Source organism: Bradyrhizobium sp. CB82 (assembly GCF_029714405.1).
Classification (GTDB): domain Bacteria; phylum Pseudomonadota; class Alphaproteobacteria; order Rhizobiales; family Xanthobacteraceae; genus Bradyrhizobium.
Window position 1 is genome coordinate 8,068,159 of sequence record NZ_CP121650.1, and the last position, 26,741, is coordinate 8,094,899.

Here is a 26,741-nt window from a genome sequence, read left to right on the forward strand (position 1 = left end):
TGATAGTGACCGAGGCCCATTGGGAGAGTTAGGGCGTGCATGTCGGCTGCGAGATGGCAAAGGAGCTTTGATTGCATCGACCGGAATTGCGAGTTCGACCATATTCGACATCGAGGAAATGTTGACTGAAGGTGGACTTGATCCAGAGGTGCTTCACTTTCCGACGCTCAGTCCATTTGATTCCGAGGCTCTTTGCGAGGCCGCCAGACGGGCCGCCTGTGTCGTCGTTGTCGAGGAGCATAATCGGGACGGCGGACTAGGGAGTATAGTTCTCGAGACTCTGGCCGATGCGAGGATCTTACGGTTCACGACCAGGATCGGTACCAGGATTGACCCGAAGTTGAACTACGGCACTTATCATGAGGCCACCGCCAACTTTGGCCTTCGTGGGCCGGCTCTAGCTGACGCAATCTTGGCCGCTTGCAGTTAGGTCGCCGCCGCGCGCTAAGATTCATGGTATGCTGATCGCGTCCTATTGATGAGTAACCGTCACACTCCCGCTGCGCAGCAATAGGAGTTCTAGCAAAGTTAATTGGTTCGGCGTCCACATGTGAACTACGTTGATTGCGCGCTATGACACGTTACATTGTAAGCCGCCGCGGTGCAGGCAAATGACCAAACGTAAAAGACGGCTACGGCTCTGTCCGGTCAGGTAAAACGCTTCCGAGAAGCTTCGGATCGTGGAGATCTGGCGCCTACGGCTAGTGTTGTCGAGGTTGCTCGGCGACATAATATTCGTTGCAATCGGTTCCCTCTATCTGTCCACTAATCGGTGCAGCATCCTGGTCCCGAAGGCTTCAAGAAACCCTCGCTCATAAGATTTTTCGGATTCCTTGTGTGGCGCCGGACGCCGTTCCCGGTCCCCGTCGATTTGCCCTTCATTCTATAAGATTCTCGTGACTAGCGCCGACCGACGCGTCGCCGATACCGATGCGTCGGGACGCACTGTCCCAGGAGATTTCAGGCTTGACCGAGATGCTCATCCCTTATCGGGTAAAATCCAAAGTTAGAGAACTTGCTGTTCTCGCCCCGCCATAGAAGGGCTCAGCAGGTTTGGTTAGCGACGGATACGCCGCCTGCGCGCGAAGCCTTGAGCGGCGAAAGCAGAAGCCTCAAAATCGAGGTCAATTTTTTAACGTCGATTGGAAAGCCGGGCACGGCACGCATAAACCGCGACTGCTACTTCCCTCGTCGATGGGTGCGCCCCTCTATCCCTGCAGCAGAGGTCAGTTCGTCTCGATTAAAATGCAATCAACGTCAAGGGGACTTGGTCGTTTGGAGCGAGCGGTCGCAACGAACCGATGATGAATGGCTCCAGTTGATCGCGCTCTTTCCAGTCCAGAACGCTCCGAGCTTTGCCGAATCAAAGCAAGTCGGCGCGACAATCACCGCCAGACTTACCGGACAGCGCGCGGAAATAATGCCCCTTGCACCCGGCGGTACATCGGCCATTGGACTTGCGCGCGTGGTCGAGTCGCTCAGGATTTTATTTGTAGTTCGCAAAATGAACGAAGCAAAACGCCTTCGCTGCTTCAACGATAGCGCCATGAACGCGGCATGACGATCCGTTGGAGTTGGTACTCCTATTTGACACCGGTTGGATCGCCAACCAAGTGCGGCATCGCGCGCTAGCATTCGAACGGCACGATTGGCGCGACTACCAAAATAGGTTGGTGCGAATGGCGTAGTGTCGCGCTAGGCCACAGCATGTAGGAACAAGCCGTCACGATTCATCGAAATTACTCGAGTTGAACCGAAGAGGCGGCATGAGGTCTCACCCATTCGCGCGGGGCAATCTTCCGTCGAGCCCAAGTTGCGCATAGTTACATAGGCAAAGCGGGATATGTGCGGCATCTGTGGATGGGTTAATTTCGATCGTGACCTAGGAGCTCCCGACGCGCGACGGGAGCTTGCCGACATGACGGCCTCGATGGCTCGCCGTGGTCCCGACGACGAGGGCACGTGGATAGACGGCATCGTAGCGCTCGGACACAGGCGCCTGGCAATCATCGACGTCGATGGCGGTGGCCAGCCGATAACGCTCCAGGAGGACGGCCGAACAGCGTTGGTTCTGGTTTATACTGGGGAGACTTACAATTACCGCGAGCTGCGCCAACGGCTCGCCGCCGTGGGCCATCGATTTGACACGAGCAGTGACACCGAAGTGGTGCTGCACGCCCACCGCGAATGGGGTCGCCGCGACCCCCGCGCCGCCGTGAACGAACTCAACGGAATGTTCGCCTACGCACTTTGGGACACCGCCAACCGCGAACTGCTTCTCGTGCGAGACCGGCTCGGCGTCAAGCCGCTTTACTACTATCCCACTAAGCACGGAGTGTTGTTCGGCTCCGAGCCGAAGGCGATTCTCGCCAATGGTCTTGCGGAACGGGCCATGGATGCCGACGGGCTTCGTCGCACGCTATGCTCGCTTGCTGATCCCGGCAACACCGTATTCTGCGGCATGCGTGAGGTACGGCCCGGCCACATCGCCCGAGTGACCCGCGACGGCATCCAGCAGATAGCCTATTGGCAGCTCACCGACAGCGGGCACACTGACGACGTGCCTACTACCGTTCGTCGCGTCCGCGAGCTGCTCGAGGACACGATCCAGCGGCAGCTCATCGCCGATGTGCCGCTGTGCACGCTGTTGTCGGGAGGGCTTGACTCTTCCGCACTAACGGCACTGGCCGCGCGTTTCAGCGACAAACGAGTCCGGTCCTTCGCCCTCGACTTCGTCGACTATACCAACAATTTCATCCCGGGCCCGATGTGCGGCACACCCGACGGGCCGTATGTACAGGAGGTCGCGAAGTTTGTCGGTACAGACCACACGGACATCACTCTGTCTGTGGACGAACTCATGGACCAGAGCGTGCGGGCCGCCACCCTCCGAGCCCGCGACCTGCCGTTGACCAGCGGCGACATCGATAGCTCGCAATATCTGCTGTTTCGTGCAATCCGGCAACACTCGACGGTTGCCCTGTCCGGGGAGTCGGCCGACGAGATTTTCGGCGGTTACCCGGAGTTCCACGATCCCGCACACGTTCAGGCCGACACGTTTCCTTGGTACGGCAGCAGGGCGTACGTCAACAATACTAGCCGGCAGTACCTAGACCCCGGTCTCCTCAAGAAGCTCGACCTCCCCGGGTACCTCGACGGGCAATACCGCATGGCACTTGCGGAAGTCCCCCGCTTGACCGGACCGGCCTCGGCCGATCCGCACGAACGCCGCATGCGCGAGGTCTGCTACCTTTATCTCACGCGCCACCTGCCATGGCTGCTCGACCGCAAGGACCGGATGAGCATGGCGTCGGGTCTCGAGGTTCGGGTCCCATACTGCGACCACCGCGTGGTTGAATACGTGTTCGGCACCCCATGGGCTCACAAGACTTTCGATGGGCGCGAAAAGAGTCTGCTGCGGGCCGCCACCGCAGACCTGTTGCCGGAGTCGGTGGTGCAGCGAGTCAAAAGCGCGTATCCGACCATCCAGGATCCGACCTACGACCGAAAATTATCCACCCGGTTCGCTACGCTGCTGAACGACCGCAATGCGGCAGTGACACCGCTGCTGTCGGTCGAAAGCTCCCGCGCGCTACTCAACGCTAGCAAGAACGTCAGGGGGGTGGAGCGTATCCTGGCCCTCCAGGATTTCCTGACCAACTACAATGTGAGCCTTAGGATCTGAGGGAACGCGCGCCTTTACAAAGACGCGATGACGTAAATTCTCCAGATCGCAAGTCTCCGCATTTCTGTTAATTGCGAAGTATCGTCAAGCACTGTTTCTCGTCTCCGGTGTGGCACGGTAGCAATCTCCGTCAGAGCTGATCGGATTGCGGAGACGGAATGATCGCGGGTGACGAGGATCGTCAAGCGGGACTTGCAACATCGGCCGTTGCTAATCGGTTGTTTGCGCACGCGCAGTGATGCACAATGACCCCCATCAAAGATTACTTAGGCTATCGCAGGCAGGAGTCTCAACTGGAACAGCAAAGCCGGCTTTGACCCGATCCAATACGACCATCGTCTTAAAGCATTTGATGTCCGGATTCTTATAGAAGAAGCGTCTAGTAAACTGCTCATAATCCTCCATGGTACGTGCGGTAACGTACAAGATAAAGTCAGCATCGCCAGTGACGTAGAATCCGTTGACGACTTCAGCCGAAGATTTGATGTCCTTCTTGAACCGGTCAATGATATCCGAGCGCTCCCGCTCCATTGTCACCAACACAAGCATTTGGATTGGTCTTCCAACAGCCCTCGGCGAAACGATCGAGACATCGGCTTCGATGAAGCCGTCCGAACGGAGCCTCTTGAGTCGCCGCTGGCATGCTGTGGCAGAAAGCCCCGCCAGTTCACTCATCACATCGGAAGTTAGCCGGTTGTTCTTTTGCACGATCTCGAGGATTCGCGCGTCTACCCGATCGTATCGCATAGTCGGCTCCAGCCTTGAGGTGAACTTCACCGCCACTGCATCGGCTTGCACGGCGGCGGTCGGTCACGGGTAGCAGATAAGTCCAGCGCCCTCACTCTGCCCGGCGCGAAACCTGGCCGTGACGGTAGAGGTGACAAATCATCGTCCGCGTTGTCTCGATAGTCGGACGCGGCTTGAGGGAGACAGACGCGCTTACAATTCGACGCCCACTGAAAGCATAAATCCGCAGGTACGCACGTGGGGACTGCAGCCCGGCAGCGCAGCCCTTCAACGAACTGGTCGAACTGGAGCATGTTGATCTAGCTCTCCCGATTTCGACAATGAACCCCTGAAGCCGAATGCCGACCAATTTTCGTAGGCTGGCAATCGACCGTCGTCCGACCCAGACAGCTTGAACCACAGCAATGGAAAGCGGCAGCCACCATCAGGTAACCTACTCGATGTAGTGGGCGGTCGCCCCAATTCCGCGCGGCCTCCTAATCCGGTGGAGCACAGCGAATAGCAGCGAGACAGGCTACGCATGGTGCGGCGGCATCTTGGACTTCCAGGGGCGCGCTTGCTCGAGCTGCCCAGCAAGCCGCAGCAGAGTAGCCTCGTCGCCAAAACGGCCCGAGAACATCATCCCCATTGGTAGCCCTGACTTGTGCCAAGCGAGCGGCATAGACATAGATGGCTGGCCGGACATATTGAATACGAGCGGCATTGGCCATACGCGCCGACGTGCTGCCTGGATATGTGAGAGATCAGCGCTCATTGAATCAAGCTCTCCAATGCGGATCGGTGAATCACAAAGCGTGGGACACAAGAACACTTCACACGTCGTAAAGAACTCGATAAGGCACCGGCAAATTTCAAAAACGGACTGCTCAGCGGTGACGTAATCGATCGCGGTTCCTGTCTGGGCATTGTGCGCGCGTAGGAGCGTTAGAACCTCCAAGTCGCTTTCGGTCATCGGGCGACCAAGTCGCCCCTCGGCCGCGCGCACCGCGGAGGCCACCAAGTTTGCTCCGTTTATGACTTCTCCCACTTCGATCGGATCGAAAGTTAGAGTAGGCGCTCGTTCCTCAACATCATGACCGAGCCGCTCCAACAGCGAGGCCACCTCTCGAACTGCATTCGTAATCTCGGGGTCGAGGTCGTCTCCATAAGGGGATTTGCTTGAAAAGGCGATGCGCAAGCGGCCGGGATTTCTACCTACTTCATTCAAAAACGCTCCTTCCGCAGGAGGCGCGTAATAGGGGCTCGTAAGCTCCGGCCCAGACAATGCGTCAAGCATGGCAGCGCTGTCGCGCACACTCACACTGATGACGTGTGGACAATCAACTAGGCTGGTCCACCCTAGTCCCTTATTCGGACCGATCGGCGTGCGTGCTCTGGTAGGTTTAAGCCCGAATAGCCCGCACACAGAGGCCGGTATTCGCGTAGACCCGCCGCTGTCACTCGCGTGCGCCACGGGCACGATGCGCGCAGCGACTGCCGCAGCAGCCCCACCCGAGGAGCCGCCGGCGGAATACGCTAGATTCCATGGATTGCGCGTTGGGCCGTGCAAACGGGACTCGGTGGTGCCCAGTGCGCCGAATTCTGGAACCGCCGTCTTTCCAAAGATTGTGACGCCAGTCTTCAGCAGGCGTTCGACGATTGTGCTGTTATGGTCCGCGACGTAGTCCCTATAGGCGCTCGATCCATATGTGGTTCGCGTTCCCGCCAGCGTCGTGATGTCCTTAAGCAAAAAAGGAGCGCCAGTAAAGGGACCTTCTGGTAGTCCGCCTGAGATCTGCCTCTTGGCAAAGTCATAGTGCTTGATAACTACGGCATTGATTTCCGGATCAACTTTCTCAGTTCTGCTTATCGCCTCATCAAGCAATTCTTCTGGTGTCACGTCCTTCCGGCGAACGAGATCTGCCAGACCCAGGCCGTCGTAGTTCGAGTACTCTTCGATGATCACGAGACCCTCCACATATCGGCTACCAAGAACGGCTCTGAAGCTTTCTTGGCCTTACCTATAGTCGGGTGAAGCCTTCCCCCGGCGGAAGCCAAGTTAGGGTTTGCACAGATATCCGCCATCAACGGCAAGGACCTGACCGGTGATATACTTCGCTTCGTCCGAAACCAAGAACAGAGCAGCATTTGCGACATCCCAAGCTTCTCCCATACGCTTCATCGGGGCGCGTTCATTTCGAAGCTGGCGCATTTCTTCGCGATCGCCGCCATAAAACTCTTTGTGCCTCTCGACCATGGGCGTATCCATGAGCCCCGGCATGATTGCATTAACGCGAATGCCTTTATCCGCGTAATCGAGTGCCATCGCTTTGGTAAGCGTATTCACTCCGGCCTTGGAAACGCAGTATAGGAACAATCCTGGCGAGAGCCTCTCCGCCGACACTGACGAGATATTCAGAATCGCGCCACTGCCACACTCCAACATTGATGGTAGGACAGCGCTAGACGTAATGAACATGCTCTTGAGGTTGACGTTGATGACGCGATCCCATTCATCATCGTCAGTGTTGAGCACACCGCCGAATGTTTTAGGCTCGACGCCAACGTTGTTGTGAAGAATGTCTATCTTCCCATATTGCTGCAGACACTTTCGGACCATGGCCTCACAATCCGATCGCTGGCTGACATTGGCCTGAAACGCAAAGCAGGTGCCGCCTTCCTGCTCGATCATCTGGCGGGTCTGCCCTGCAGCCTCCGGATTAAGGTCAACAAGCATCACAGAGGCGCCCTCGCGGGCATAAACAACCGCAGACGCCTTTCCATTCCCGAGACCGTCGACGCCGGTTGATCCGGCTCCGGCGACGATCGCGACCTTGCCCTTTAGACGTTTCTGCATACTTCACCCCTGCATTGCAACTTGATGTTGATCGGAAACCTTCGGTACGGGGGCCAACGACCTTAAGCTTGACATTGGAGTGCACCTTGAACGCTGGCGCTCATCCGCAGACGTTCAGTCCAACTTGATCCACCGATCAATCCGCCATCCACAACAAGGTCGTGGCCATTCACGAAGCTGGATTCATCGCTTGCAAGATACAACGCTGCGAAAGCGATATCTTCCGGCATGCCGGAGCGTGGAATCGGCTGGCGGGTCTTGTTTAATTCACGAAGGACAGCGGCTTTCTCAAGAGCGTCCGGACCCGTCTTTCCCATGCCGGTCGCGATCTGGCCAGGAGAGAGCGAATTGACACGGATGCCGAATTCGCCAAGCTCCATGGCAACGCACTTGGTCAGGTGAATGATAGCTGCTTTCGCTGCGCTGTAATCCATGTACGCCGAGACGGCCTGGATACCTGAAACACTACCGGTATTGATAATGCTGCCAAACCCCAGCTTTTTCATCTGCGGGGCGACGTGCTTCATTCCAAGCATGACGCCGCGAGCGTGCGAGGCCATCACGCGATCAAACCGGTCCACTTCCATCGATACAATGCCGCCGGTTTGGCCGAGCATTCCAGCATTATTGAAAAGGCAATCGATACGGCCAAACCGCTTTACGGCAAATTCAATCAAATTCCGGACCTGATCCTCAACCGTCACATCCGTCTTGCAAAACACGCAATCGGGTCCGAGGCGGTCACATAAAGCTTCCCCTTCCGAGGCGAGAAGATCCGCGACGACCACTTTTGCGCCTTCTGCAATGAATAGTTCAACAGTCGCGCGCCCAATGCCTTGGCTGCCACCCGTGATCACAGCGACTTTCCCGTCTAGACGTCCCATATCTCAATCCCGTCTCGGTATTCGCTCAATCGACGTAGGTAAGCTCGTCGATGTAGGTAAGCTCGGCCATTAACTTGGATATGTCAGGCAGGCGCTCTAAAGACAGAAGACTATCTTCGATTTGCTCTTCGCGGCCTCGCGCGAACAATCCTGCTACGCATCTGCGGTACTTGTCGCGGATTTCCTCATCGCTAACGTCGATATGCTCCGTAATTTTGCGCGTCCACGCGTGAAGCTGCGAACCATCGGCCAACGTGACAGTGATCGGCAATTCCGCGCCAGCAAGATCCGATCGATAAACAATCTCAATCTTCTCTCGAAAGCTTGCGACATCCAGACCGTTAGCGCCTTCGGTCGTATACCTGTTCAGCCATGGCTTCTTGTCCAAGAAGCTACATGCGATGCTGTGAGCTAAGCTGAACTTCGCCTGGTCAGCGTTCTTGGGGTGATGATAAAGCGCTGCAGCTAGCTTGAATGAAGGCGGCGCTTCGAGCCGAACAGCCGTCACTTCATGCGCGGAAATCTGCTGTTCATCGATCAGCTTTACAAAAGCATCAATGGGGTGCATTTGGGACAGGCAGCACGGATATTTTTTGATTTCGATAGCTTGTGCCCGGAAAGGCGCTCCAAGCTTTAAAACAGGATCTGTGATCCCCGAGACCGCCTGAAGGTATCCCATCGGACACTCCAAGACGGTGGGTTGCCCGGTTAATCCGTGTTTCGCTAGAATAGCAGACGCCAAGCCATTCCGCCCCGCCATGCCCGACTCATAAAGGTGTGCGCCCGATCCAACCTGTTTGAAAAGGCCCGCGGCATGGGACGTGGCTATGCTAACCGCCATAGCGATCTGGTGATCATTGAGTTTGAGCAACTTCGCGGCGCCCGCAGCGACACCGATAGTGGCGCCTGCTGACCAAGGTGCAAGGCCCCTGCCCATCATATCTTGAGACGCCATAGCCAGCTTCGAGGCAACGTCCCAAGCTATAACAAAAGCTTCGATCAGCTCTTTACCTGAGATTCGGAGCTTTTCACCCAGCGCTAGCATCGCGGGGAAGACACCAACGCTGTACATGTTCTCAGCCCGAGTGTCGTCTTCCAGCTCAGTCGTATGGGAGGTCGTCCCGTTCGCCAGCGCCGCGTATTCCACAGAGGTGCGGAAGTTTGCGCCAATCACACCAACTTCCTGTTGAGCTCCGCATTCCCTGACATAGCTCAGAACGGCCTTACTTGTTTCGCTGTTGACGCCAGCTAGAGTCATCCCCACGCCGCTAAGGAGTACGTTCTTCACGTGCTGAACGAGCTTCGCATCAAACTCATCAAAGCTGGTCTGTTGAACAAACTGCGCAATGTCGGCCGTCGTACCCATGGTGACTCCCCCGATAGAATTAACCTGCGTCTGTCTTAGGCATCAACGTCACAACCAACCCTCGTGAGCTTGGGCGTCCATTACGACGCCCAAGCTTTGCATCCAGATCAGGAGATGACCCATTCCTTAAACCGCCGCGACACCGGCTCGAGGTTGTCGGTCCAATAAGCCCCGTCAACGAACATGCTCTTGGGGTTGGTGATATCCGGCGTCCACTTGCGGAGCTCGGGATCGAGGAGCGCAATTGCTTTCTTCGAGTTCGGTGCGATGAAGGCCGCGTTGCATAAGCGTGCCACGACGTCAGGCCGTAAGAAGTACTCGATGTACTTCATTCCGCCTTCTTTGTTCGGCGCTCCCTTCGGTATAATCAGCTTTTCGGTGCCCAGCAGGTTCTGCTCGAACGAGAACGCAAGTGGTTTGCCGCCGCCTGGCGCGTTTGTGGCCTTGACTCGATTGGCATAGCTGTAGCTGAAATCGACCTCTTGGGTTTGCAAGAGAGAGATCGTCTGGGGAGTCGCAGTCACCCAAGCTGCGATGCTGGACTTCACACGATCCAGGACTTTGAACGCGCGATCCAAATCCAGCGGGTAGATGTCTTTGGGCAACACCCCATCAGCAAGGAGAGCGGCTTCAAGGGTTTCATTTGGTCGATTGGGGAGGGTCCGACGACCGGGGAATTTTCCCACGTCAAAGTATTCTGCGAAGTTCTTGGGATGCGCCGTTGACCCATACTTTTCAGGGTCCCATGCGATGCCCCCCACGAAGGAACTTGACGTCACATACTCCTTCTGAGGAGGCAGGGCCATATCGGCTACGTTCAACATCCCCAAGTCGACCTTATCCCAAAGTCCGAGCTTGGATCCGAGCGCCGCATCTTCGTCGACGGTCATGAGAACGTCGATATCCGCTCGTCCAGTGAGGGCTTGGGCTTTCAGTTTTGCAATATCCGGACGCGGGACAATGTTGACTTTGATACCTGTCTCCTCGGTAAAAGGTGTGACGACGGTTTTGACCAGCATCTCCTGAAACGTGCCGCCGTAACTGGTGATCGTAATCGACTTGGCCTGCGCTTGGGCTCGGGTGATCACTGCCGGCGCCAGCACGGCGGCCGAGGACGCCGCAAGAAACGTACGCCGGGATAACTTCTTCGAAATCGCCATAGTCCACTCCCTTTACTTTCACGTTGATGATGACGGTGCCGCGCTAGGGACGGCCCAAACTCCAAGTCAGAACTGGACGCCTAACCGTTCAACACGACAGATTCAGTAGGTGACCAGGAAAGCTTGGCTGCAGATCCAAGCTCGGGGCGAGTGCAAGCGGGACCGGAGATGATCTTCGCCGTAACGGAAGCACCATGCGCTGTTTTCACCGCAATCCGGGTCATGCCGCCGATGAAGGAGATCGCCTCGACCACTCCGCGCAGAACGTTGTGACCAGCAGGAGTGTCGGCGTCAGCGGCGAAGATGTGCATTTTCTCCGGTCGAACCATGACCAGAACGTCGGAGCCGAGGCCCCGCTCTGAGCTTGGCACGAGCACCGCTCCGGCCTCGTCGATCGCCACGCTGTTTGCAGCAATGCTCTTGCCGCGGAGCAAATTCGATTCTCCGATGAACTCTGCCACGAAGCGGCTGTTAGGCCTGAAGTACAACTCATCTGGAGTGCCTAACTGAGCAATCTCACCAGTCTTCATGAGGCAGATGCGGTCAGACATATTGAGCGCCTCTTCCTGGTCATGCGTTACGTAAATGATCGTCGTGCCCAACTCATGGTGCAGGCGCTTGATTTCAGTCTGCATCTGCTCTCGAAGATTCTTGTCGAGCGCTCCGAGCGGCTCGTCCATCATGATGATGGCCGGGGAGTACACGATACAGCGAGCGATACCGACGCGCTGCTGTTGACCCCCTGAAAGTTGGCGAGGCTTTCGATCATCAAGCCCCTTAAGACCAACTCGGTCCAACGCATCCAAGACTTTTCTGCGAATAGCTTCGGAGGATTCGCGCCTTGCACGAAGCGGATATGCAACGTTTTCGAAGACCGTCATATGAGGCATAAGCGCATAGTTTTGAAACACCATGCCGATGCCTCGGTCGCGCGGCGGCATATGCGTGATATCCCTGCCGGCGAGGAGGATTTCACCGGAACTAGGCGCGATCGCCCCCGAGATCAGATTCAGAAGGGTCGTCTTTCCGGAGCCGGAGGGCCCGAGTAGAGTAAGAAACTCAGATTTATGAACAGCCAATTCGGTGGCCTTAAGTACCATAACCGAACCGAAGGCCTTGGAGATCCCTCTCAAAGCTATGGCCTCAACATTGGAGGCATTGCGGCCGTGCATTCTTCTACTCCCAGAATCCATGCTGCCCAGGTGATTGGTCTGAGCTCAGGTCCACCGCAGAGCGAGCTACGATTTTGTATTCTTTGCTCAAGAGACTTCCTCGCCCGAAGATTTCCTCAGGCTAATAGTCACGATGCATCCAAGTAGGGACAACGCTGTGAGCAAGGCCGACACGGCCGCGATGACCGGAGAGACCTCCCATTCAAGAGCGCTATACATCTTAACCGGCAACGTCACGGTATCGCTGCCTGCGAGGAACCAAGAGATGATCACCTCGTCAAACGAAAGCAGAAACGCAAAGAACGCGGCGCTTATCAGGGATGGAACGAGCTGAGGGATTACGACTGTAAAAAACATGCGAATGGGACTTGCACCCATCAGCTCAGCGCCAAACTCCAAGTTTCGGTCGAGCTTCTGTACACCCGCAGTAATCATGACGATGACATACGGTAGTGTCACCATCACATGGCCCAGAACCAGGGACAGTGTGGTCCCGCCAATGCGGATATAGGCGAAGTACAGGTAAATACCCAACCCCGAGACGATCGTGGGAATGACCAATGGGCTAAACAACACTCCAGAAATCAAGAGTTTGCCCAAAAACTCGTAGCGCGCGATCCAATATGCCGACGGCACGCCAGCAAAAAGAGCCGCAAATGTCGAGAAAATCGCGACCTTCAGGCTCGTATATAGCGGCAATAGCCAACTATCAGAGGTGAAGAAAATTCTGAACAAATCAAGCGAGTATGTCGAGGGAGGAAATTCCAGCGCGTTCGTTGGTCCAAATGCCATGGGAATTGTAACAACAACTGGCGCGAGCAGAAAAATGTAGACGGCCGTTGCGAGGCTGGAGCCAACGAAGCGGTACCGCTGCGACAAGGGATCATGCACTGAGGTCACCATAACAAGCTCTTAGATCTTACGCCGACGCCAGAGCGTCATCGGAACGATGAAGATTGAAGCTAGTGCGAGCAAGATCAGGCTTATTGCCGACGCTTTCGGCCAGTCGAGAACCTGACGATTGTAAAAATCGACTAAGTTAGAGAGCATTTGATCTTTGGGACCGCCGAGGAGCGCGGGAATGACAAACGCACCCAAAGACATCACAAAAACGCTCAGCAAACCCGCAACGGCTCCCGGGACGCTGAGAGGAACGGTAACAGTCCAAAACATCCTCGCTGGTTTGGCGCCCATCACGGATGCAGCTCTGTATAGAGCACTGTCGATCGCGAGTAGACTTGCGAGCACGGGGAGGACGACGAGCGGAACGAGAAAATTTGTCATCCCGACGAATAAACCGACGCGATTGAGAACAAGCGGCAGCTGGACGTCGAACCCTGAGGCCCAGCTCAGGAGATTGTTTATGATGCCGTGTCGACCCAGGATGATGGTGAAAGCGAAGCACTTGACCAGAATGCTCGTCCAGAAAGGCAGGAGAATGAGGACCATCAGCATGGTCCGTCGATTCGGATGCTGCCTCGCCAAGTGAAGGGCGACGATGTATCCTAGTATCAGGCTGAGAACGGATGAAATTGACGCAACGACAAGGGTCGTGGCTAGTGTTTGCCTAAACAAGCTGCTTTCGACAATGACTTTGTACGCAGAGAGTGGGCCGGCATCGCCCTGGAAACTTGTGATGAGGACGTAGCAAAGCGGTGGCAGTATTATGCCGGCCGCAACCAACGCCGCCGGCGACATGAACAGTGATTGCACCTTGAGATCGATCGAGCGATTCATTTGAGCGCGAGCAGAAGTTCGTGAGGGACGCAGTTTCGAGCTATTGGCTTGCGGATTGCGCGAATGATATTCCGGATGTCTCGCCTTCGACTCGGACGAGCCAATGGTGTCGTCCACTTTCGGGTGTCGGTATCGCGAATGGTCAGGAAGCAGTCTCGGCTAAAGTCCAGTAGCTGCGAACATGTCGCGCGGGGCATCGCCTCCCGCACCTTGTTCACGAGCGCAGCCAAGGGACGCGCAATTACTGAACGACTCATTGGACGAACCGGCGTTTTCATGTTCTTGAGCTTTGGATTTCGGCAGCGCTTCCGATCGAAACAGCTATGCAGATTGACATCACTCACGCCTTCGCGTGCGTTGATGAACTAACAGATGCCGGCAGCCCCCCGTACTGCGCACTTGAATGAGATGTTGTTATGAGCTGAGCGAATATCCGCCCAGGCGCCTTCGGTTTTCATGAGCGAGATATCTCTCATTCAATGAAGCGCGCTCTCTTAGAACTCCTCCTGAATGGTGAAGATTCCTTCCGTATTGTTATCCAATATTACGTATTGATTTTTGTCCCGTCAAGTAGAAATTTACCTAAGCCGCTGTCCACGGCTGGTTCTTGGCAAAGGATTGGCGGTGTCGGCGCCGGTCTTTACACGCGCATTGAATAGCAATATGCAGAACCGCATTGCGAGAAGGACAAAGACGATGCTCGAGAAGAGGAGCAAGAGCCGGACAGGACTCAATTCGCCTGCTCCGTTTGCTAAGGCAGACATTGACGAACGGCTCTATCTCGGGACGATCGAGAAGGGGCTGCTTATCCTTGACACCTTTTGTGCGAATCCACGACCGATGACTCTTGCGGAAGTCTCGGAGGCATCCGGGTTAAATAAAAGCGCCACCCAACGGGTGCTCTACACACTGCGGGCGCTGAGATACCTAACCCACAGTGAGACAACCCGGGAGTATTCGCTTTCGGCGCGGGCTATGGACATCGGAAACGCATATTTGCGGAGCAATCCGATAGTCGAAGCGACTTTTCCGTACTTGCTCGAAGCCAACAAACGATCGCAGGAAACCGTCAACCTGACCGAGCTCGACGGAGCCGATATCATATTTATCTCTCGTGTCCCCAGCAGGAACGTGATGAGCTCATACGTGACGGTTGGGGCGCGCCTTCCCGCTTTCGCGACGGCGCCAGGGCGAGCGATCTTGGCGAACCTCGATGCCGACTCCACCAACGCCATTTTAAAAGGCTCGAGCCTTGCCGCGATTACCCCGCACACCATGACCAGTCGGCAAAAGCTTCTCAAGGAATTGGAAAAGGTACGCCAAGAAGGCTTTGCCATCGCCAATCAAGAGGCGATGCTTGGGGACATTTCGACGGCTGCGCCGGTGTTTGGCTACGACAACAAGGTTGTGGCTGCGGTTAACATCGCAGCTTCGACGGCCAATTGGACTCCCGAGAGAGTGGAAGCAGAACTTAGCCCGATCACGGTCGAGATCGCTCGGCAAATGTCCAAAGTTGTTTCCCAATACAGGCGAGCATAAGCTGCATTACCCTTTAACCCAACTTCGACATACGATGTCAGCTAGGATACGGACTTATTAAGGCGCAGCCATAGCCTGATTGACGCGAGTTGAACGAAAGGCAAGGTAGTTGGCAGCAAGGCCTGTCATAGCGCGTCGCCACTGGACGACATTATTTGATCCTGTTGAAGAACCGCTCGACCGGGTTGCGAGCGCGGTAGAGATAGGGGCTGAATCAGATCGGATCGCTACGGTTGCTTTTCGGCGGGATGTTGGCAGCCCAAGCACCCTTCTTCATAACAAGCTCCCTCAGCCGGTCCGCGTCATCGGTCGGCAAGCAGCATTGACCCGGATTTCAGGGGACAGCACCGGCAAGTCGAACTCAAAGCCTCACCGAGCTCAGCGCCAGCTATGCCGGCAGACCATTGCTATCGACCACCGCAAGGATTTCTTTGTCAAGCCGCCGCGGGACCTTCCCATCGATTGGCGCTGGTTCCGTGTGATGCAGGATCCATGCTGATGGGAGGCGTCGATCATCTGGACAGCGGCATCATGGGCAGCGCGAACGAATGGAGGTGCTGTGAGCGAAAACCACGAACTGGTCAACGCCGACGGGCTGGAGCCGAGCCCCGAAGACCTGCAATTCCGGGATTGCAAAAGGTGTTGCGCGCTGGGATCTGGCTGATCCGGAACGGCTACGGGAATATGGCCGTGCTGCCGTACGAAGCACCTTCCGGCTGCTACTGGGGGTGCGAATTCCACCCGATAGGAGCGCTTCAACCGCTACTCGAGCGGATCAGCCGGCAGATCTTGCTAGACCACCACGGCGGAAGGGTGCGCCGGAGCATCAGCCAGAAGGGCCTGGCGCAGGCCATCATGCGCAGCGATCCCAATGACTTGAAGGCGATGTGCGCGGGGGACGTGAGTGCCCTCGGCCAGTGCTGGATTCCAGTGGCGTTCCACGACTACGCCGTCGACTACTCGCGGTGGAATCTCGTCAGCCTGCACGGCGCCCCGAATTCGTGAATGGAGCCGCCGCCTAGCTAAGTTGCGCCGGGCACGGAAGACGCTGGCCAGGGAGGCGGGCAGCAACGGCGCTGAGGCCGGCATACCGAAACTCAAGACGCATCGCGCTTGATGAGTTTCAGGGTAGAAGCCACGTAATTGATAAGTGAAATCGCTTTCAGGCTGTTGATTTTCGTGCCGTAGTCGACTGATTCGCCGTGCAAAACCATGTGTCTGTTTAGTGCGGTCCAACCCTCTACACGTTCTGACTCGGAGGCATTGATGGGAAGCTTCTCACCGAGTGGGCTCAACACCGCACTCAGGAATGCATCGCTGGTTACTTCATCGACAAAGACCGCTATACTAGGCTTGCCTTTGTACCGCTTGTACTCCCTGCCCCTTGGCCCCATGAATAGATATTGCCCTGCTTCATCCCTGCAAATTCCATCAGTCTGGGCAAGCAGCACCGGAATCGAGAGGTCGAACTGACCCGCCCTGTGTGCCGCGAATGCAGAGGAAAGCACCTTTGCACGCCTCGGATGCGCTTCTACCAAGAATCGCTCGATCTGATCCACCCGAGCATCGAAGTACTTTGCAAGCGCATTCTCTGCATGCTCAATCTCTCCTTCCTTTAGCGACCTGCCGAGACCCAAGGGGGCGTCAAGACGCATCCCCAAGTCCATGTACCAACCGCTCTCTCCGAGGAGCAAAAGCGCCTGCCTGTAAGCGGGCGGAGCCTTTTCCGCCACCTCCTTCAACTGTGCGAAAAACGGCGCGATGTGGCGAGCGAAGGCGTTGGTCTGCTCCCGCAGTTCGGACGCCATAGGCATCAGCGCCTCAGCAAAAGCCTTGTAGCCTTCGCTAAACTGTTTAATCACCCTAACCCATTCCGACTGTATTTTTTGCAGCCTCTCACGGTATTCGCTACTCAGAACCAAGCTCGCCGGGATCGATGGTTGAGCGCTGGTGTTTTCGTCTTCTGTCTGGCCGCTTTCGCTCATCCTTGCCCCCTACGTGAGTGATAAGATGCGTCCACAACGGTCAGGCGGCGACCGGCTCAGGCTGCACCGACCACGCGCATCGTTGTCGGCGGCTCTTCGACCAGTTCGTCGGCGATCAGTAATGCGCTAAGGCGCGTCAGTGCCTGCGCCACGATGCGACCCTGGGCCTCAATGTTCTGGATGATCTGCACCGGCGTGCGGTCATCCACCCTGGCGACCGCGTTCGGGTTGACCGCTTTCAGATCGAATACCTGCGCGTCGATGCCGCCGGCTTCCGCGTCCAAGTCGCGCGCAGCCTTGTCCTGTTCACGGATGCGCGCCTCGACAGCGGCAATCTCGGACGCCGGCGATCCATCTTTTTTCAGCCGTTTAAGCTTTTCTTTCAGGTCCACCACCTTGGCGCGGATCGCGGCGGACTGCTCCAACAACGGCTGCATCTTCGCCCGCGCCTCGGCACGGCGAGCGGCGAAGTCCACTGTCCAAGAATAGCGGCTGTCGCCCTGCGGGGTGCCATGATGTGGCAGCAGTGTCGCGTAGCTAGGGAAGGCCTTACCGGCGTTGGTCTCATCGGCTGACCACTCCGCTGAAAGCGTGGCGGGTAGTTGCACATCCGGCAGCACGTTGCCAGTCTTGCCGAAACCGAAATGCGCGATTGTGAGCGGGGTCTTCTTGCCCACCTTCACGTGTGACAGGTCGTAGTACCAGATGCGTTCTGTCTTCTTGCTCTTGGTGAAGAACAGCAGGTTGGTCTTGACGCCAGCACCGGCAGTGGAAAACACGCCACCCGGCAGGCTGACGATGGCCCACAGATCGCATTCGTCCAGCAGCTTGCGTTTCGTTTCGACGAAGGCGCTCTCGTTGGTGCGGAACAGCAGTCCCTCGTCCAGCACGACGGCGCAGGTGCCGCCGGGCGCCAGCTCGGCCAGGATGTCCTGCAAGAACAGCACCTGGGTGGCGCTGGTTTCGAAGGCGAAGTTCTTCTGCGCGTCCTTGCCCTCCTTCCCGCCGAAGGGTGGGTTGGCCAGGATCACGTCGAACTGCTTGGGCGCCTGTTCAAACAGCGCGCCATAGGTGGCGCGGCGCGTCAGCGAGTTGCCGTGCCACAGGTTGGGTTGGTCGATGCCGTGCAGCACCAGGTTGGCCAGCGCGATCGGAAACACCAGGTTCTCCTTCTCGCGGCCGAAGAAGGTTTCGTGTTTGAGGGTATCCAAATCGGTGCTGGTGGCGCTCTCGCCCAGCTTGCACGCGATGTGCTCGTAGGCCACAGCCAGGAAGCCGCCCGTACCGCAGCAGGGGTCGTAAACGCTCTGGCCGAGTTTGGGGGCCACCGTGTGCACCATCGCCCGGATCACTTCGCGTGGCGTGAAGAACTGGCCCCCGTCGGAGTTCTTCTCGCCCATCTTGAGCAGTAGGTCCTCGTAGACCTGAGACAGCGTAAAGAAATGGGTGTCATCGATATGATCGATGCTGATCTCGTGGACCCGGTCTAAGATGTCGCGGAGGTTCGTTTCGGAATCTACCCGAACCTTCTCTACAGCCGTCATGATGCGACCGATCACACGCTGCTTCGGCGCCGCCGCCGGGTTGGGCAGCCCGGTACGCATGTCGATATCCAAGCTGTGCAGATGCGGAAGCAACTCCTTGTGGATGAACTCGAACAGCTTGCCGTCGCCCGCTGCGAACAACTCCTGCCGCTTCCAACCGAATGCCTTGCCTTCTGGCGTCTTGGGGTGCTCGGTCTTGTCAGACCAGGGCGCCGCCCAGTCCTGCCAGCGATAGGGCGCGCGCAAGGCGGGTGTGAAGCTCGCGCCCACCACCTCCGCCTTCTCCTGATCTCGCGTCTCCTGCGCGTCGAGGATGCGCAGGAACAGAATCCACGTCAGCTCCGGCACGTACTGCAGGGCGCTAGCGCAGTTTGAGCGCCGCATGATGTCGCAAATGCTTTTGACGAAAGCTGAAAGCGACTGCATGGAGGCGATAGCCTTGGGTGCTTTGTTGGTTGTCTCAGGTCGGGCCATATTTTCAGATCTCGAAAGCTTGGGCGAGGATGCGCTGCGGTAAAGCTGAAACCGTGGCCTCTTGCTGGATTAGCGTGGAACGGATCGTGTCCGCTTCAACGAGTTGTTTCTTCAGCGCCTTCACGATGAGCCGTTGTTCATTCGGCTCCGGCGCGCACACATGGAAGCTCTCAAGCGTAGGCATGTAGATCGTTTTATGCGTGGCGCCGGTCGCTAGTTCGCGCAACTCAGCGCGCGAACGGATCAGTGCATGCATCAGAAACTCCGGGTCCAGGGCATCGCCGCATACCCAGTTTGCGAAATCCTGACTCGTGGCCATAGGGCGGCCCATAATGGCGACGAAACCCACCGAGGCTGTGCGCGAGTAGCACACAGTGCCTCGCGGCAAGACGCGCGCCGCCGAATTGGCGATGCCTGCCTCGTTGGTGCGCAGTTGCGTACCCTCGACCCATTGCCCGTCGAGAGCGCGGATCTCGGTTAGCGATATCCACGAGACGTCGCCACCCCACCAGTCGGGCCGCAAGCGGCTTGGCGTATGACCGCTTTCTAGCCGAGCGACATCAGAGAGCTTGTGCCAGTGCCATTGGGAGGGCGACTCGCCGAGATCTGGCGGCACTGCGACCGGCACGGCCTTGCGGAAGGCTTCGCGGTAGATAGACGCGCGCAGCGCCTCAGCCTCCTGATTTTGCTCCTTAGCCGCTTTCCACGCCGTTCCCACCTGCTCCAGTTGGATTTTTAGGCGGGTGGCAATGCGGCATTGCTCGTCAAGCGGCGGGAGATCAATTGGGATCGACTTGATGACCCCTTGCGAGATGTTTCGCATAGAGTCACTGGTTCCCGTCGCGAAGTGCTCGATATGCTTGCGCGCCTTCGGCGCGCGCAGGGCGAACAGCAGGTATTCCTTGTTGGCAACGTTCTCGTTGATTACCAGACGCAAGGTCTTGTCGGACAAAAGACGGAGCGGGTAGTCCCGCTCTACCAACACTACGGCACCAACGAATTCCTTTGTGTTGGCACGGGAGATCAGCAGGTCACCTGCTCGGACCCTATGGCTATCATCGGGCTGGTAAGCCCCCCTAAGTGCCTTGGCCTCATCGTGGCGGAACTCCGCCCAAGTCACGGCACTGACCTTGAGCACACCCAACTCATCAGGCCGCGCGGGGCTTTCGGCGGTCTGAAAGCTCTTGCCAGCTTGGATGTCTAAGAGGATTTCGCCGAGGGTGCTTTGGCCCGTCATACCCCAAACAACCTCCCCTTGGCCTCGCGCATGACTTGCACGGGTGCACCCAAAGGACGGAGAGCATCCAGACCGCCGGCGACTCTGATGGCCGGCACCTCCCACAGCACCGGGGTTTCTAGCGCGTCGGTGCCTCCTTGGGCGAACTGATGGCCCAAGCCCTTGAGCACGATGGCGGCGTTTTCCGGCATGGCGGCGAACCACGGCTGGTTGTGGGTGATGAAGACATCGCCGCGCTCAGGTCGCCGTAAGGCGCGGGCGTGGTACCCGTGGTGGCTGAAGTAGTCGTAGAGATCGAAGTCGTTCATCCGGTCTTCATCGCGAATCAGGTCGGGGTCAAGGCGCTCTCCGAGCAAGTGCTCGATGAACTGGCGGCGCTTATGCGGCTCGATCCACAGCGCGCGGAACTCCTCTAGCGTGTGTGCCTCGCTCAGCACGCGGCTGACCACCTCGCGGCGGTACTCTTCCACTGGCACAGGCGTATCCCTGCCGTCGCGGCTGACGACGATGAAACGGCCTTGCGCCGTGATGACGACGGCCTTGCCGCCGACCTCGCCTACGGCTGGGCCATCGCCCCCCTCGCCGCCACCGCGTCCCTCGTCGCCTTCATCGTCTTTGCGTCCACCTCCTCCCGAGCGCGGCGGCTTGGTAATGAATTCGGTACCGAAGAGGCTGGTGACGTCGGTGTAGTCGTAAAGCCAGAACTTGTACTTACCTGATTCCTCGTGGATGCGAGTGCCGCGCCCGACCATCTGGTAGAACTTGATGGGCGATTGCAGGTAGCGGAAGAACACCACGGCGTTGAGTCGCTCGATGTCTACGCCGGCCTCAAGCAAATCCACTGTGCAGGCAATGAAGGCGCGCTCGCCGGAGCCGCGCATTGGTTCGATGAGGTCAGCACCGTTGTTTACCCCGCCCATGCACTTGAAGGCGTAGAGGTCCTTCGGCGTGCGCCGCTGCTCCCTGCACCAGCGCACATACAGGTTGTTCATCTGCTGGGCCACGCGGTCAGCATGAATCTCGCGATTACAGAAGATGATCAACTTCTGCTCCGGGCCGCCGTTCTCGCACAGCAGCTTGAACAGGTCTTCGCACATTTTAGGCGTCCGCAACTCGATGAAGATTTCGTCATCGAAGTCTTTGCCAGTGTACTGATCCTTGGTGAGGTCCTCGGCCGTAAGCAACCGGTCGGTCTTGAGGTCGCGCACGCCTGCCTTGAGCAGTTCTTCCTTAGTGAAGACGGCGTCGTCGATGCTGGCCTTGCGCTTGACGATCTCGCAGGCGGCCAAATAGCCGTCTTCCTGCGCCTGGATCAGAGTGTATTCGTAAACCGGCTCACCAAAATACTCGAGGTTATTGGCAGTGATTTCCTTGTCCTCGGCTGTCGCCTTTTCAGACTCCTGAAGCTTGCGCGGCGTGGCGGTGAGGCCGATGTGGATGGCGTTGGGATTGCGACGCAGCACCTCAGCCCATTTGCCCCAGGCGGATCGGTGGCACTCGTCGATAACGATGACGGAAAACGCATCTTCGCTGTAGTGCTCGGTGAGGAAGCTGGCATCGCCCGCATCGTCGATACCCAGCGTCTGGTAGGTGGCAATGTGGATGCGCGCATTGGCGGCAGCATTGCCACCACGTTCGGTCTTGACGATGCGCGCGTTGTCACCGAACGCCGCCTTGAGCTTCGTGTAGGCTTGCTCGCGCAGTTCGTCGCGGTCACAGAGGAACAGCGCCTGTTTGGGCAAGTGGCCGGCCTGTGCGAGGCGCCATAGCAAGTTGGTGGCGATGATGGTTTTGCCGGCGCCAGTGGCGAGCGTGAGCAGCACACGTGGTGGCGTGCCAGCTTGGCGATCAAGGATGATCTTTTCGAACGCGGCGCGGATGGCAGCATCCTGGTAGTAACGGCTTTGCGACCAGGCTGGGCTGTCTGCCTGGAAGAGAATCGTCGCTATAGGCCGTGTCAGGTCAATGCCACTCGCCGCGCCGTAGCGGGCGGTGAGGTCCGCGTGCGACGGGAAATCCTTGAATGAGAACGGTCCCTCGATCAATTCGGTAAAGCGGTCGTACTCGCCGTATTTGTGACCATTGGTGGAAAAAACGTACTTGACTTCGAAGCGCAAGGTGTTGGCGTAGCCCCGTGCCTGCTGCATGCCCCTGAGCGGGTCATCGGCTTCCTTCTTCGCTTCCAGCACAGCGACTGGCATTGCCTTAGGCATGTCACCCACCTGGACGCACAAGAGATAGTCCGTGCGGCCCGGACCCCTTCGGCGGCGGCCCTTGATGCCTGTGGGCTCCACAGGTGGCGGGGTGAGCACTGTTTCAAGCGTGATGCGGTCGCGGCTGACGTAGCCCTTGTCGCGCAAAACCGGATCGATCAGGTGGTAGCGGGTGTCCGCCTCGTTCAGGCTCACGTAGCGCCCCCAGGCTCGTGGCCCTCATCTGCGCCGCCGGCGCGCACCCATTCGTCCACCTCAGATAGCTTGAACTTCCAGAGACGCCCAACTACGCCCAGATGCTCGGCCACCTGCTCGACGGAAACCCGCGGTTCAGCGGTCATGGCATTGGCAAGTTCAGCGGGCACGGTCAAAATGGTTTAAGCCGGATCAAAATAGATCAAACCAGATAAGCATCTTTTCGGCTGTCGGAAAACGACCGATTGACGTCACCAGCGTTGGGTATGTTTAAAAAATAGTGGACAGAACTTTTGAGCACGCGTATGTTTTGAACAACCTTTTCCAACATAGGCCAATGATGACCAGAGTTTTGGCCTACTGCCGCGTTTCGACCGCCGGCCAGACCACCGACAACCAGATCCAGGAGATCGCCGCCGCCGGCTTCAAGGTGCTGCCTACCCGCGCGATCACCGAGCCCATTTCCGGCAGCATCGCCGCCAACGAGCGGCCCAGCTTCAGGAAGCTGATGGACAAGCTCGAGGCCGGCGATGTGCTGGTCGTCACCAAGCTCGACCGTCTCGGCCGCAACGCCATGGACGTGCGCCAGACGGTGGAGGCCCTCGCCGAGCTTGGCGTGAAGGTGCATTGCTTGGCGCTGGGTGACGTCGATCTCACCAGCCCCGCCGGCAAGATGACGATGGCCGTAATCAGCGCAGTGGCCGAGTTCGAGCGTGACCTGCTGATCGAACGCACCAGGCCGGCCTAGCGCGTGCCAAGAGCGACGGAAAGGTGCTGGGCCGACCGCGCGCGCTGACGGACGCTCAGGAGGCGGAGGCACTGCAACGGCTTGCCAGCGGCGAGGCCGTGGCTGCGGTGGCGCGGGCACTGAAGACATCGCGAGCCACGGTCATGCGCGTGAGGGATTCACAGCCGGCTTGAGGCTGCACCAGGGGGGCCGGCCAGGGCTGGGCGGCCTCCCTTCGCATCAACACAACCCGCGCCGAAGCAGCCACCGCCCATCCCTCCGGCGCAGGTACTGCTGACCTGACATTCAATGCGGGATGGGAAAGCTACCTCAGGTGAAATATGTTGGTCTGCACGGCGGAAATCGTAGCGTCCGGCCGATCAGGACCTCTCAATCACCACCACGGACGGCTTGTCGACGGCGGCAGGGTCGAGGCCCCAGGCGCGCCGCTCACCTTCTTGGTAGTAATGCGAAGCGTCTCGGCCGCGGACTTCGCCAGCTTGGCAAGCGGCGGTAGACACTGCGTTTCAGGCCGGCGGTGGGAGCGCCGAGAGGGCACGATCCATGTATGCTTCGAGAACTAAGGATGACCTGTCGCTTGCGATTGAACTCTTAGGGCGGTTTTCATTGCTCTCTCCTTCCCCCTTCTCGCGCACTCCCAGACGCCTTTTCAGTCAAATCTGCTGCTCGAAAAGAAAGTGGCTGTCGCCGGACTATTCACGACGACAGCCAAGTCACCGGGGAGGACTTATTGCGCGGCTATTTACGCATTCACCGAAAGGCATTTTGATCTATCGAAAGCCGCTTTCGTCGCGCGGCGAATGAGAGACAAGAACTCGTCCCGGGCCGTTAACAGCGAGAGCGCCGCTTCTGTCGTCCCTTTGGGGCTTGTCACTTGTCGCCGGAGTTGGGCCGGCTCGTCTTCGGTGTGCAAGGCTAGAGCGCCAGCGCCGTAAACAGTTTCCTTAACGAGCTTCATGGCGAGCTCTCTTGGAAGGCCAAGTTCGCAAGCGGCTGTCGTAAGGCACTCCATCAAGTAGAAGATATAGGCTGGCCCGGAACCGCTGATAGCTGTGGCAGCGTCCAACAAAACCTCGCTATCCACCTTGTGTACAGGGCCGCCGACAGCAAACAGGGACGTGACCGTGTTTAGCTCTAGCTCCTGAATGCTGTTGCCTGGGAAGACAATCGTCGACCCCTTCCCGATTGCAGTAGGCGTATTGGGCATCGCCCGTATCAAACGCGCTTTTCCAAGGAGTGCCCCCAACTCCCCGATGGTCATACCCGCAGCAATACTAACGAAAACGGCTTGTTCGGAAAAACGACGATAGGCCGGGGCTTCTGCTCTTATTGCGTGAGGTTTTAAAGCGAAGACAATAAGATCGGCTTGGTCGGGTAGGCTCTCCGGCGTCTCATGTACGTTGGTTCCCAATCGTGCCGCTCGCTCGCGAAGGCCGACAACCGGCTCAACGACGTGCACTTTCTTCGGATCGCGTGCTTTTGAGCCTAGCCAGCCGCTCAAAAGCGCATAACCCATATTGCCGCAGCCGACGAGTATCAAACGATCGGCCACTGTCGATAGTGACTTGGCAACCATTTAGCCTTCCCTTCGCAGTCGCCGCCTTCATTTCGAAACATGAGGTCGTGGCGCCATTTTTCAGACCTCGCGGGGGCCGCCGAGCAAGCCTAAAGCCGAGCTGATTGTTGCGTCGCCACCCGATCCCAACAATTGTCCAAGTCTTTCGGAAGCAGATGCTTCATGATCCTTTGACTTGGCGTGCGCTCGAACTCACTGACGATTTCGATGTAGCGCGGGTTCTGATAGGACGCGAGACGGTCGGAGAGCCAGTCAGATAGACGTTCCGGTTCGATTGACTTGCCCTTCTTGGCTTTCACGAACAGCTTGATGTCCTGTTCGCCGACGTCCGCGGTAACACCGATCATTGCGCAATCTTCGACAGCGGGATGATTGGCCGCTACGTGCTCAACCTCCCAAGCCGACACGTTCTCGCCCTTGCATCTGACGCTGTCAGTGATGCGCCCGTGGAACCAGAGATTTCCTTCAGTATCCAAGGTGCCCGAGTCGCCGGTTCGCAGAGCTCCGCATACAAGGGCTTTGTCGGTCGCATCTTGATTGTCGAGGTACCCTTTGAAAAGCGCTCCATCCAATGAGGATCGAATAGCAATCTCTCCTCTGCTGCCAGGAACCGCGGGATTGCCACTCTGATCTATAATGTCAATGGTGTACCAAGGCATCGGCTTGCCAACCGACCCGACCACGCCCTCGATATTGCAGGTGGTAATGCTCGAGGCTTCTGTCATGCCGTAGCATTCCCGTATCTCGACGCCGAAGCGGTCCCTGAACTTTGGCCAAACGTCCTTGGGGCAACCGCCACCCCAAGCGATCCGCACAGAATGTTGCAGGTCGAGATCGCTTGCTGGCTGCTTTAGCAGAATCTGCAAAATGCCGCCCAAATAGTGAATGTGCGTCGCGCCAGCGCTTCGTACATGGCTCCAGAAAGAGCTCGCGCTGAAACGATCGATCATGGCTAAGGTGACATCTTCGATTATCGGCAGAATGATTAATTGCGCACCGCCGATGTGGAAGAGCGGCTCCCAAACGAAGAATATATCTCCAGGCTTCATCGCCGTCAGGATGCGAGCAGCCTCACCAGCAAGCCGCAACATGCCGTGCGTGACGAGAACACCCTTCGGTCTTCCGGTGGTGCCGGACGTATACATTATTGCGAATAGATCTTCGGCTTCGAGTGGAGCGTCGGCGAAAGCTAGTTCTTTCTGCAGAACCCTCTCGAGTGAGCGCTCATCATGCGGCTCACCGATCGTGATCACCGCATTAGATGAAATCTTGGCGCGGCAATCCACAATAGTGGAAAGAAACTCCCGATCGCAGACCACCAGGCTCGGCTTGCTGTGGTCGAGAATGTAGCGGAGCCCCTCACCTTTCTGTTGAGCATTCACTGGGACCCAGACGGCGCCTGCGCGGGCAATTCCGAAAAGTACAGCTAGCGACAGCCGCGAATTCCGCATCATGACAGCAACACGGTCACCCGGCTGCAGGCCTCTAAAACGCAAGTCTGCCGCAAATGTCGCGGAGTGTTTTTTCAACGCAGCGAAAGTGATCGCCTCACCGTTGAATTTGGCAAAGATTCGATCCGGATTTTGCTCAGCTTTCTCGTTGAAGTCAGCAATAAAGCCTTTAAGGGACTCGACCATGAAATG

The 26,741-nt window shown here is 57.5% G+C and carries 19 protein-coding genes and 2 pseudogenes; 5 read left to right on the forward strand and 16 right to left on the reverse strand.

Annotated elements, in window-relative coordinates; translation table 11 throughout:
- The first annotated feature begins 1,090 nt into the window (after positions 1-1,090).
- Entirely contained in the window at positions 1,091-1,561 is a 471-nt protein-coding gene (locus QA640_RS38705; protein ID WP_283037898.1) for a hypothetical protein, read from the forward strand.
- 282 nt (positions 1,562-1,843) lie between these two features.
- Positions 1,844-3,685, forward strand: a complete 1,842-nt coding sequence (asnB, locus tag QA640_RS38710) for an asparagine synthase (glutamine-hydrolyzing) (protein WP_283037899.1) — start codon at positions 1,844-1,846, stop codon at positions 3,683-3,685.
- 255 nt (positions 3,686-3,940) lie between these two features.
- Here the strand turns inward: asnB and QA640_RS38715 are convergent, their stop codons facing one another.
- The 9 genes from QA640_RS38715 to QA640_RS38755 all read right to left on the reverse strand — a co-directional run bounded on the left by QA640_RS38715 (position 3,941) and on the right by QA640_RS38755 (position 13,704).
- On the reverse strand, positions 3,941-4,432 hold the full coding sequence (locus QA640_RS38715; RefSeq protein WP_283043021.1) for an Lrp/AsnC family transcriptional regulator: 492 nt from the start codon (positions 4,430-4,432) through the stop codon (positions 3,941-3,943).
- Positions 4,433-4,946: 514 nt separating this feature from the next.
- On the reverse strand, positions 4,947-6,377 hold the full coding sequence (locus QA640_RS38720) for an amidase (protein ID WP_283037900.1): 1,431 nt from the start codon (positions 6,375-6,377) through the stop codon (positions 4,947-4,949).
- A gap of 93 nt (positions 6,378-6,470) precedes the next feature.
- A complete protein-coding gene (locus tag QA640_RS38725; RefSeq protein WP_283037901.1) occupies positions 6,471-7,268 on the reverse strand; it encodes an SDR family oxidoreductase in 798 nt (265 codons plus the stop codon).
- Between the two features lie 62 nt (positions 7,269-7,330).
- Positions 7,331-8,152 (reverse strand): glucose 1-dehydrogenase, encoded by an 822-nt coding sequence (locus QA640_RS38730; protein ID WP_283037902.1) that lies wholly within the window; start codon positions 8,150-8,152, stop codon positions 7,331-7,333.
- A 25-nt stretch (positions 8,153-8,177) separates the two neighbouring features.
- Positions 8,178-9,518, reverse strand: a complete 1,341-nt coding sequence (locus QA640_RS38735; RefSeq protein WP_283037903.1) for an MmgE/PrpD family protein — start codon at positions 9,516-9,518, stop codon at positions 8,178-8,180.
- Positions 9,519-9,625: 107 nt separating this feature from the next.
- Positions 9,626-10,678 carry an ABC transporter substrate-binding protein gene (locus QA640_RS38740; protein WP_283037904.1) on the reverse strand — a complete coding sequence of 351 codons (1,053 nt, stop codon included), beginning with the start codon at positions 10,676-10,678 and terminating at the stop codon, positions 9,626-9,628.
- An 80-nt stretch (positions 10,679-10,758) separates the two neighbouring features.
- The gene (locus QA640_RS38745; protein ID WP_283037905.1) at positions 10,759-11,850 is read right to left on the reverse strand and encodes an ABC transporter ATP-binding protein; all 1,092 of its coding nucleotides are present in this window, start codon (positions 11,848-11,850) and stop codon (positions 10,759-10,761) included.
- A gap of 87 nt (positions 11,851-11,937) precedes the next feature.
- Positions 11,938-12,753, reverse strand: coding sequence for an ABC transporter permease (locus tag QA640_RS38750; protein WP_283037906.1), 816 nt, complete (start codon positions 12,751-12,753; stop codon positions 11,938-11,940).
- 9 nt (positions 12,754-12,762) lie between these two features.
- Positions 12,763-13,704, reverse strand: coding sequence for an ABC transporter permease (locus QA640_RS38755; protein WP_283037907.1), 942 nt, complete (start codon positions 13,702-13,704; stop codon positions 12,763-12,765).
- A gap of 507 nt (positions 13,705-14,211) precedes the next feature.
- Between QA640_RS38755 and QA640_RS38760 the strand changes: the two genes are divergently transcribed.
- Positions 14,212-15,126, forward strand: a complete 915-nt coding sequence (locus QA640_RS38760; protein ID WP_283037908.1) for an IclR family transcriptional regulator C-terminal domain-containing protein — start codon at positions 14,212-14,214, stop codon at positions 15,124-15,126.
- Positions 15,127-15,167: 41 nt separating this feature from the next.
- Here the strand turns inward: QA640_RS38760 and QA640_RS38765 are convergent.
- A pseudogene (locus QA640_RS38765) lies at positions 15,168-15,663 on the reverse strand (IS5/IS1182 family transposase); the annotation flags it as partial.
- Positions 15,664-15,765: 102 nt separating this feature from the next.
- Here QA640_RS38765 and QA640_RS38770 point away from each other — a divergent pair.
- On the forward strand, positions 15,766-16,131 hold the full coding sequence (locus tag QA640_RS38770; protein ID WP_283037909.1) for a hypothetical protein: 366 nt from the start codon (positions 15,766-15,768) through the stop codon (positions 16,129-16,131).
- Between the two features lie 92 nt (positions 16,132-16,223).
- Here the strand turns inward: QA640_RS38770 and QA640_RS38775 are convergent, their stop codons facing one another.
- The 4 genes from QA640_RS38775 to QA640_RS38790 are packed head-to-tail and all read right to left on the reverse strand — an operon-like array spanning position 16,224 to position 22,774.
- Entirely contained in the window at positions 16,224-17,111 is an 888-nt protein-coding gene (locus QA640_RS38775) for a hypothetical protein (RefSeq protein WP_283037910.1), read from the reverse strand.
- 56 nt (positions 17,112-17,167) lie between these two features.
- Positions 17,168-19,081, reverse strand: a complete 1,914-nt coding sequence (locus QA640_RS38780; RefSeq protein WP_283037911.1) for an N-6 DNA methylase — start codon at positions 19,079-19,081, stop codon at positions 17,168-17,170.
- Between the two features lie 52 nt (positions 19,082-19,133).
- Positions 19,134-20,366 (reverse strand): restriction endonuclease subunit S, encoded by a 1,233-nt coding sequence (locus tag QA640_RS38785; RefSeq protein WP_283037912.1) that lies wholly within the window; start codon positions 20,364-20,366, stop codon positions 19,134-19,136.
- Positions 20,363-22,774 (reverse strand): DEAD/DEAH box helicase family protein, encoded by a 2,412-nt coding sequence (locus QA640_RS38790; protein WP_283037913.1) that lies wholly within the window; start codon positions 22,772-22,774, stop codon positions 20,363-20,365. Before QA640_RS38790 ends, QA640_RS38785 begins: the two co-directional genes overlap by 4 nt.
- A 340-nt stretch (positions 22,775-23,114) precedes the next feature.
- On the opposite strand from QA640_RS38790, the pseudogene QA640_RS38795 reads away from it, so the two are divergent.
- Positions 23,115-23,695: pseudogene (locus QA640_RS38795) on the forward strand (recombinase family protein).
- Between the two features lie 569 nt (positions 23,696-24,264).
- Here the strand turns inward: QA640_RS38795 and proC are convergent.
- Both proC and QA640_RS38805 read right to left on the reverse strand, forming a co-directional pair.
- Positions 24,265-25,098 carry a pyrroline-5-carboxylate reductase gene (gene proC / locus QA640_RS38800; RefSeq protein WP_283037914.1) on the reverse strand — a complete coding sequence of 278 codons (834 nt, stop codon included), beginning with the start codon at positions 25,096-25,098 and terminating at the stop codon, positions 24,265-24,267.
- Between the two features lie 89 nt (positions 25,099-25,187).
- The gene (locus QA640_RS38805) at positions 25,188-26,735 is read right to left on the reverse strand and encodes an AMP-binding protein (protein ID WP_283037915.1); all 1,548 of its coding nucleotides are present in this window, start codon (positions 26,733-26,735) and stop codon (positions 25,188-25,190) included.
- Between the last annotated feature and the right edge of the window lie 6 nt (positions 26,736-26,741).

What these genes read in the sequence shown, in the direction of transcription:
- QA640_RS38750 (WP_283037906.1), bottom strand. Translation starts at nt 12,753, where the DNA reads ATGGTGACCTCAGTGCATGATCCCTTGTCGCAGCGGTACCGCTTCGTT.
- QA640_RS38735 (WP_283037903.1), bottom strand. Translation starts at nt 9,518, where the DNA reads ATGGGTACGACGGCCGACATTGCGCAGTTTGTTCAACAGACCAGCTTT.
- QA640_RS38780 (WP_283037911.1), bottom strand. Translation starts at nt 19,081, where the DNA reads ATGCAGTCGCTTTCAGCTTTCGTCAAAAGCATTTGCGACATCATGCGG.
- QA640_RS38785 (WP_283037912.1), bottom strand. Translation starts at nt 20,366, where the DNA reads ATGACGGGCCAAAGCACCCTCGGCGAAATCCTCTTAGACATCCAAGCT.
- QA640_RS38725 (WP_283037901.1), bottom strand. Translation starts at nt 7,268, where the DNA reads ATGCAGAAACGTCTAAAGGGCAAGGTCGCGATCGTCGCCGGAGCCGGA.
- asnB (WP_283037899.1), top strand. Translation starts at nt 1,844, where the DNA reads ATGTGCGGCATCTGTGGATGGGTTAATTTCGATCGTGACCTAGGAGCT.
- QA640_RS38775 (WP_283037910.1), bottom strand. Translation starts at nt 17,111, where the DNA reads ATGAGCGAAAGCGGCCAGACAGAAGACGAAAACACCAGCGCTCAACCA.
- QA640_RS38730 (WP_283037902.1), bottom strand. Translation starts at nt 8,152, where the DNA reads ATGGGACGTCTAGACGGGAAAGTCGCTGTGATCACGGGTGGCAGCCAA.
- QA640_RS38715 (WP_283043021.1), bottom strand. Translation starts at nt 4,432, where the DNA reads ATGCGATACGATCGGGTAGACGCGCGAATCCTCGAGATCGTGCAAAAG.
- proC (WP_283037914.1), bottom strand. Translation starts at nt 25,098, where the DNA reads ATGGTTGCCAAGTCACTATCGACAGTGGCCGATCGTTTGATACTCGTC.
- QA640_RS38740 (WP_283037904.1), bottom strand. Translation starts at nt 10,678, where the DNA reads ATGGCGATTTCGAAGAAGTTATCCCGGCGTACGTTTCTTGCGGCGTCC.
- QA640_RS38805 (WP_283037915.1), bottom strand. Translation starts at nt 26,735, where the DNA reads ATGGTCGAGTCCCTTAAAGGCTTTATTGCTGACTTCAACGAGAAAGCT.
- QA640_RS38745 (WP_283037905.1), bottom strand. Translation starts at nt 11,850, where the DNA reads ATGCACGGCCGCAATGCCTCCAATGTTGAGGCCATAGCTTTGAGAGGG.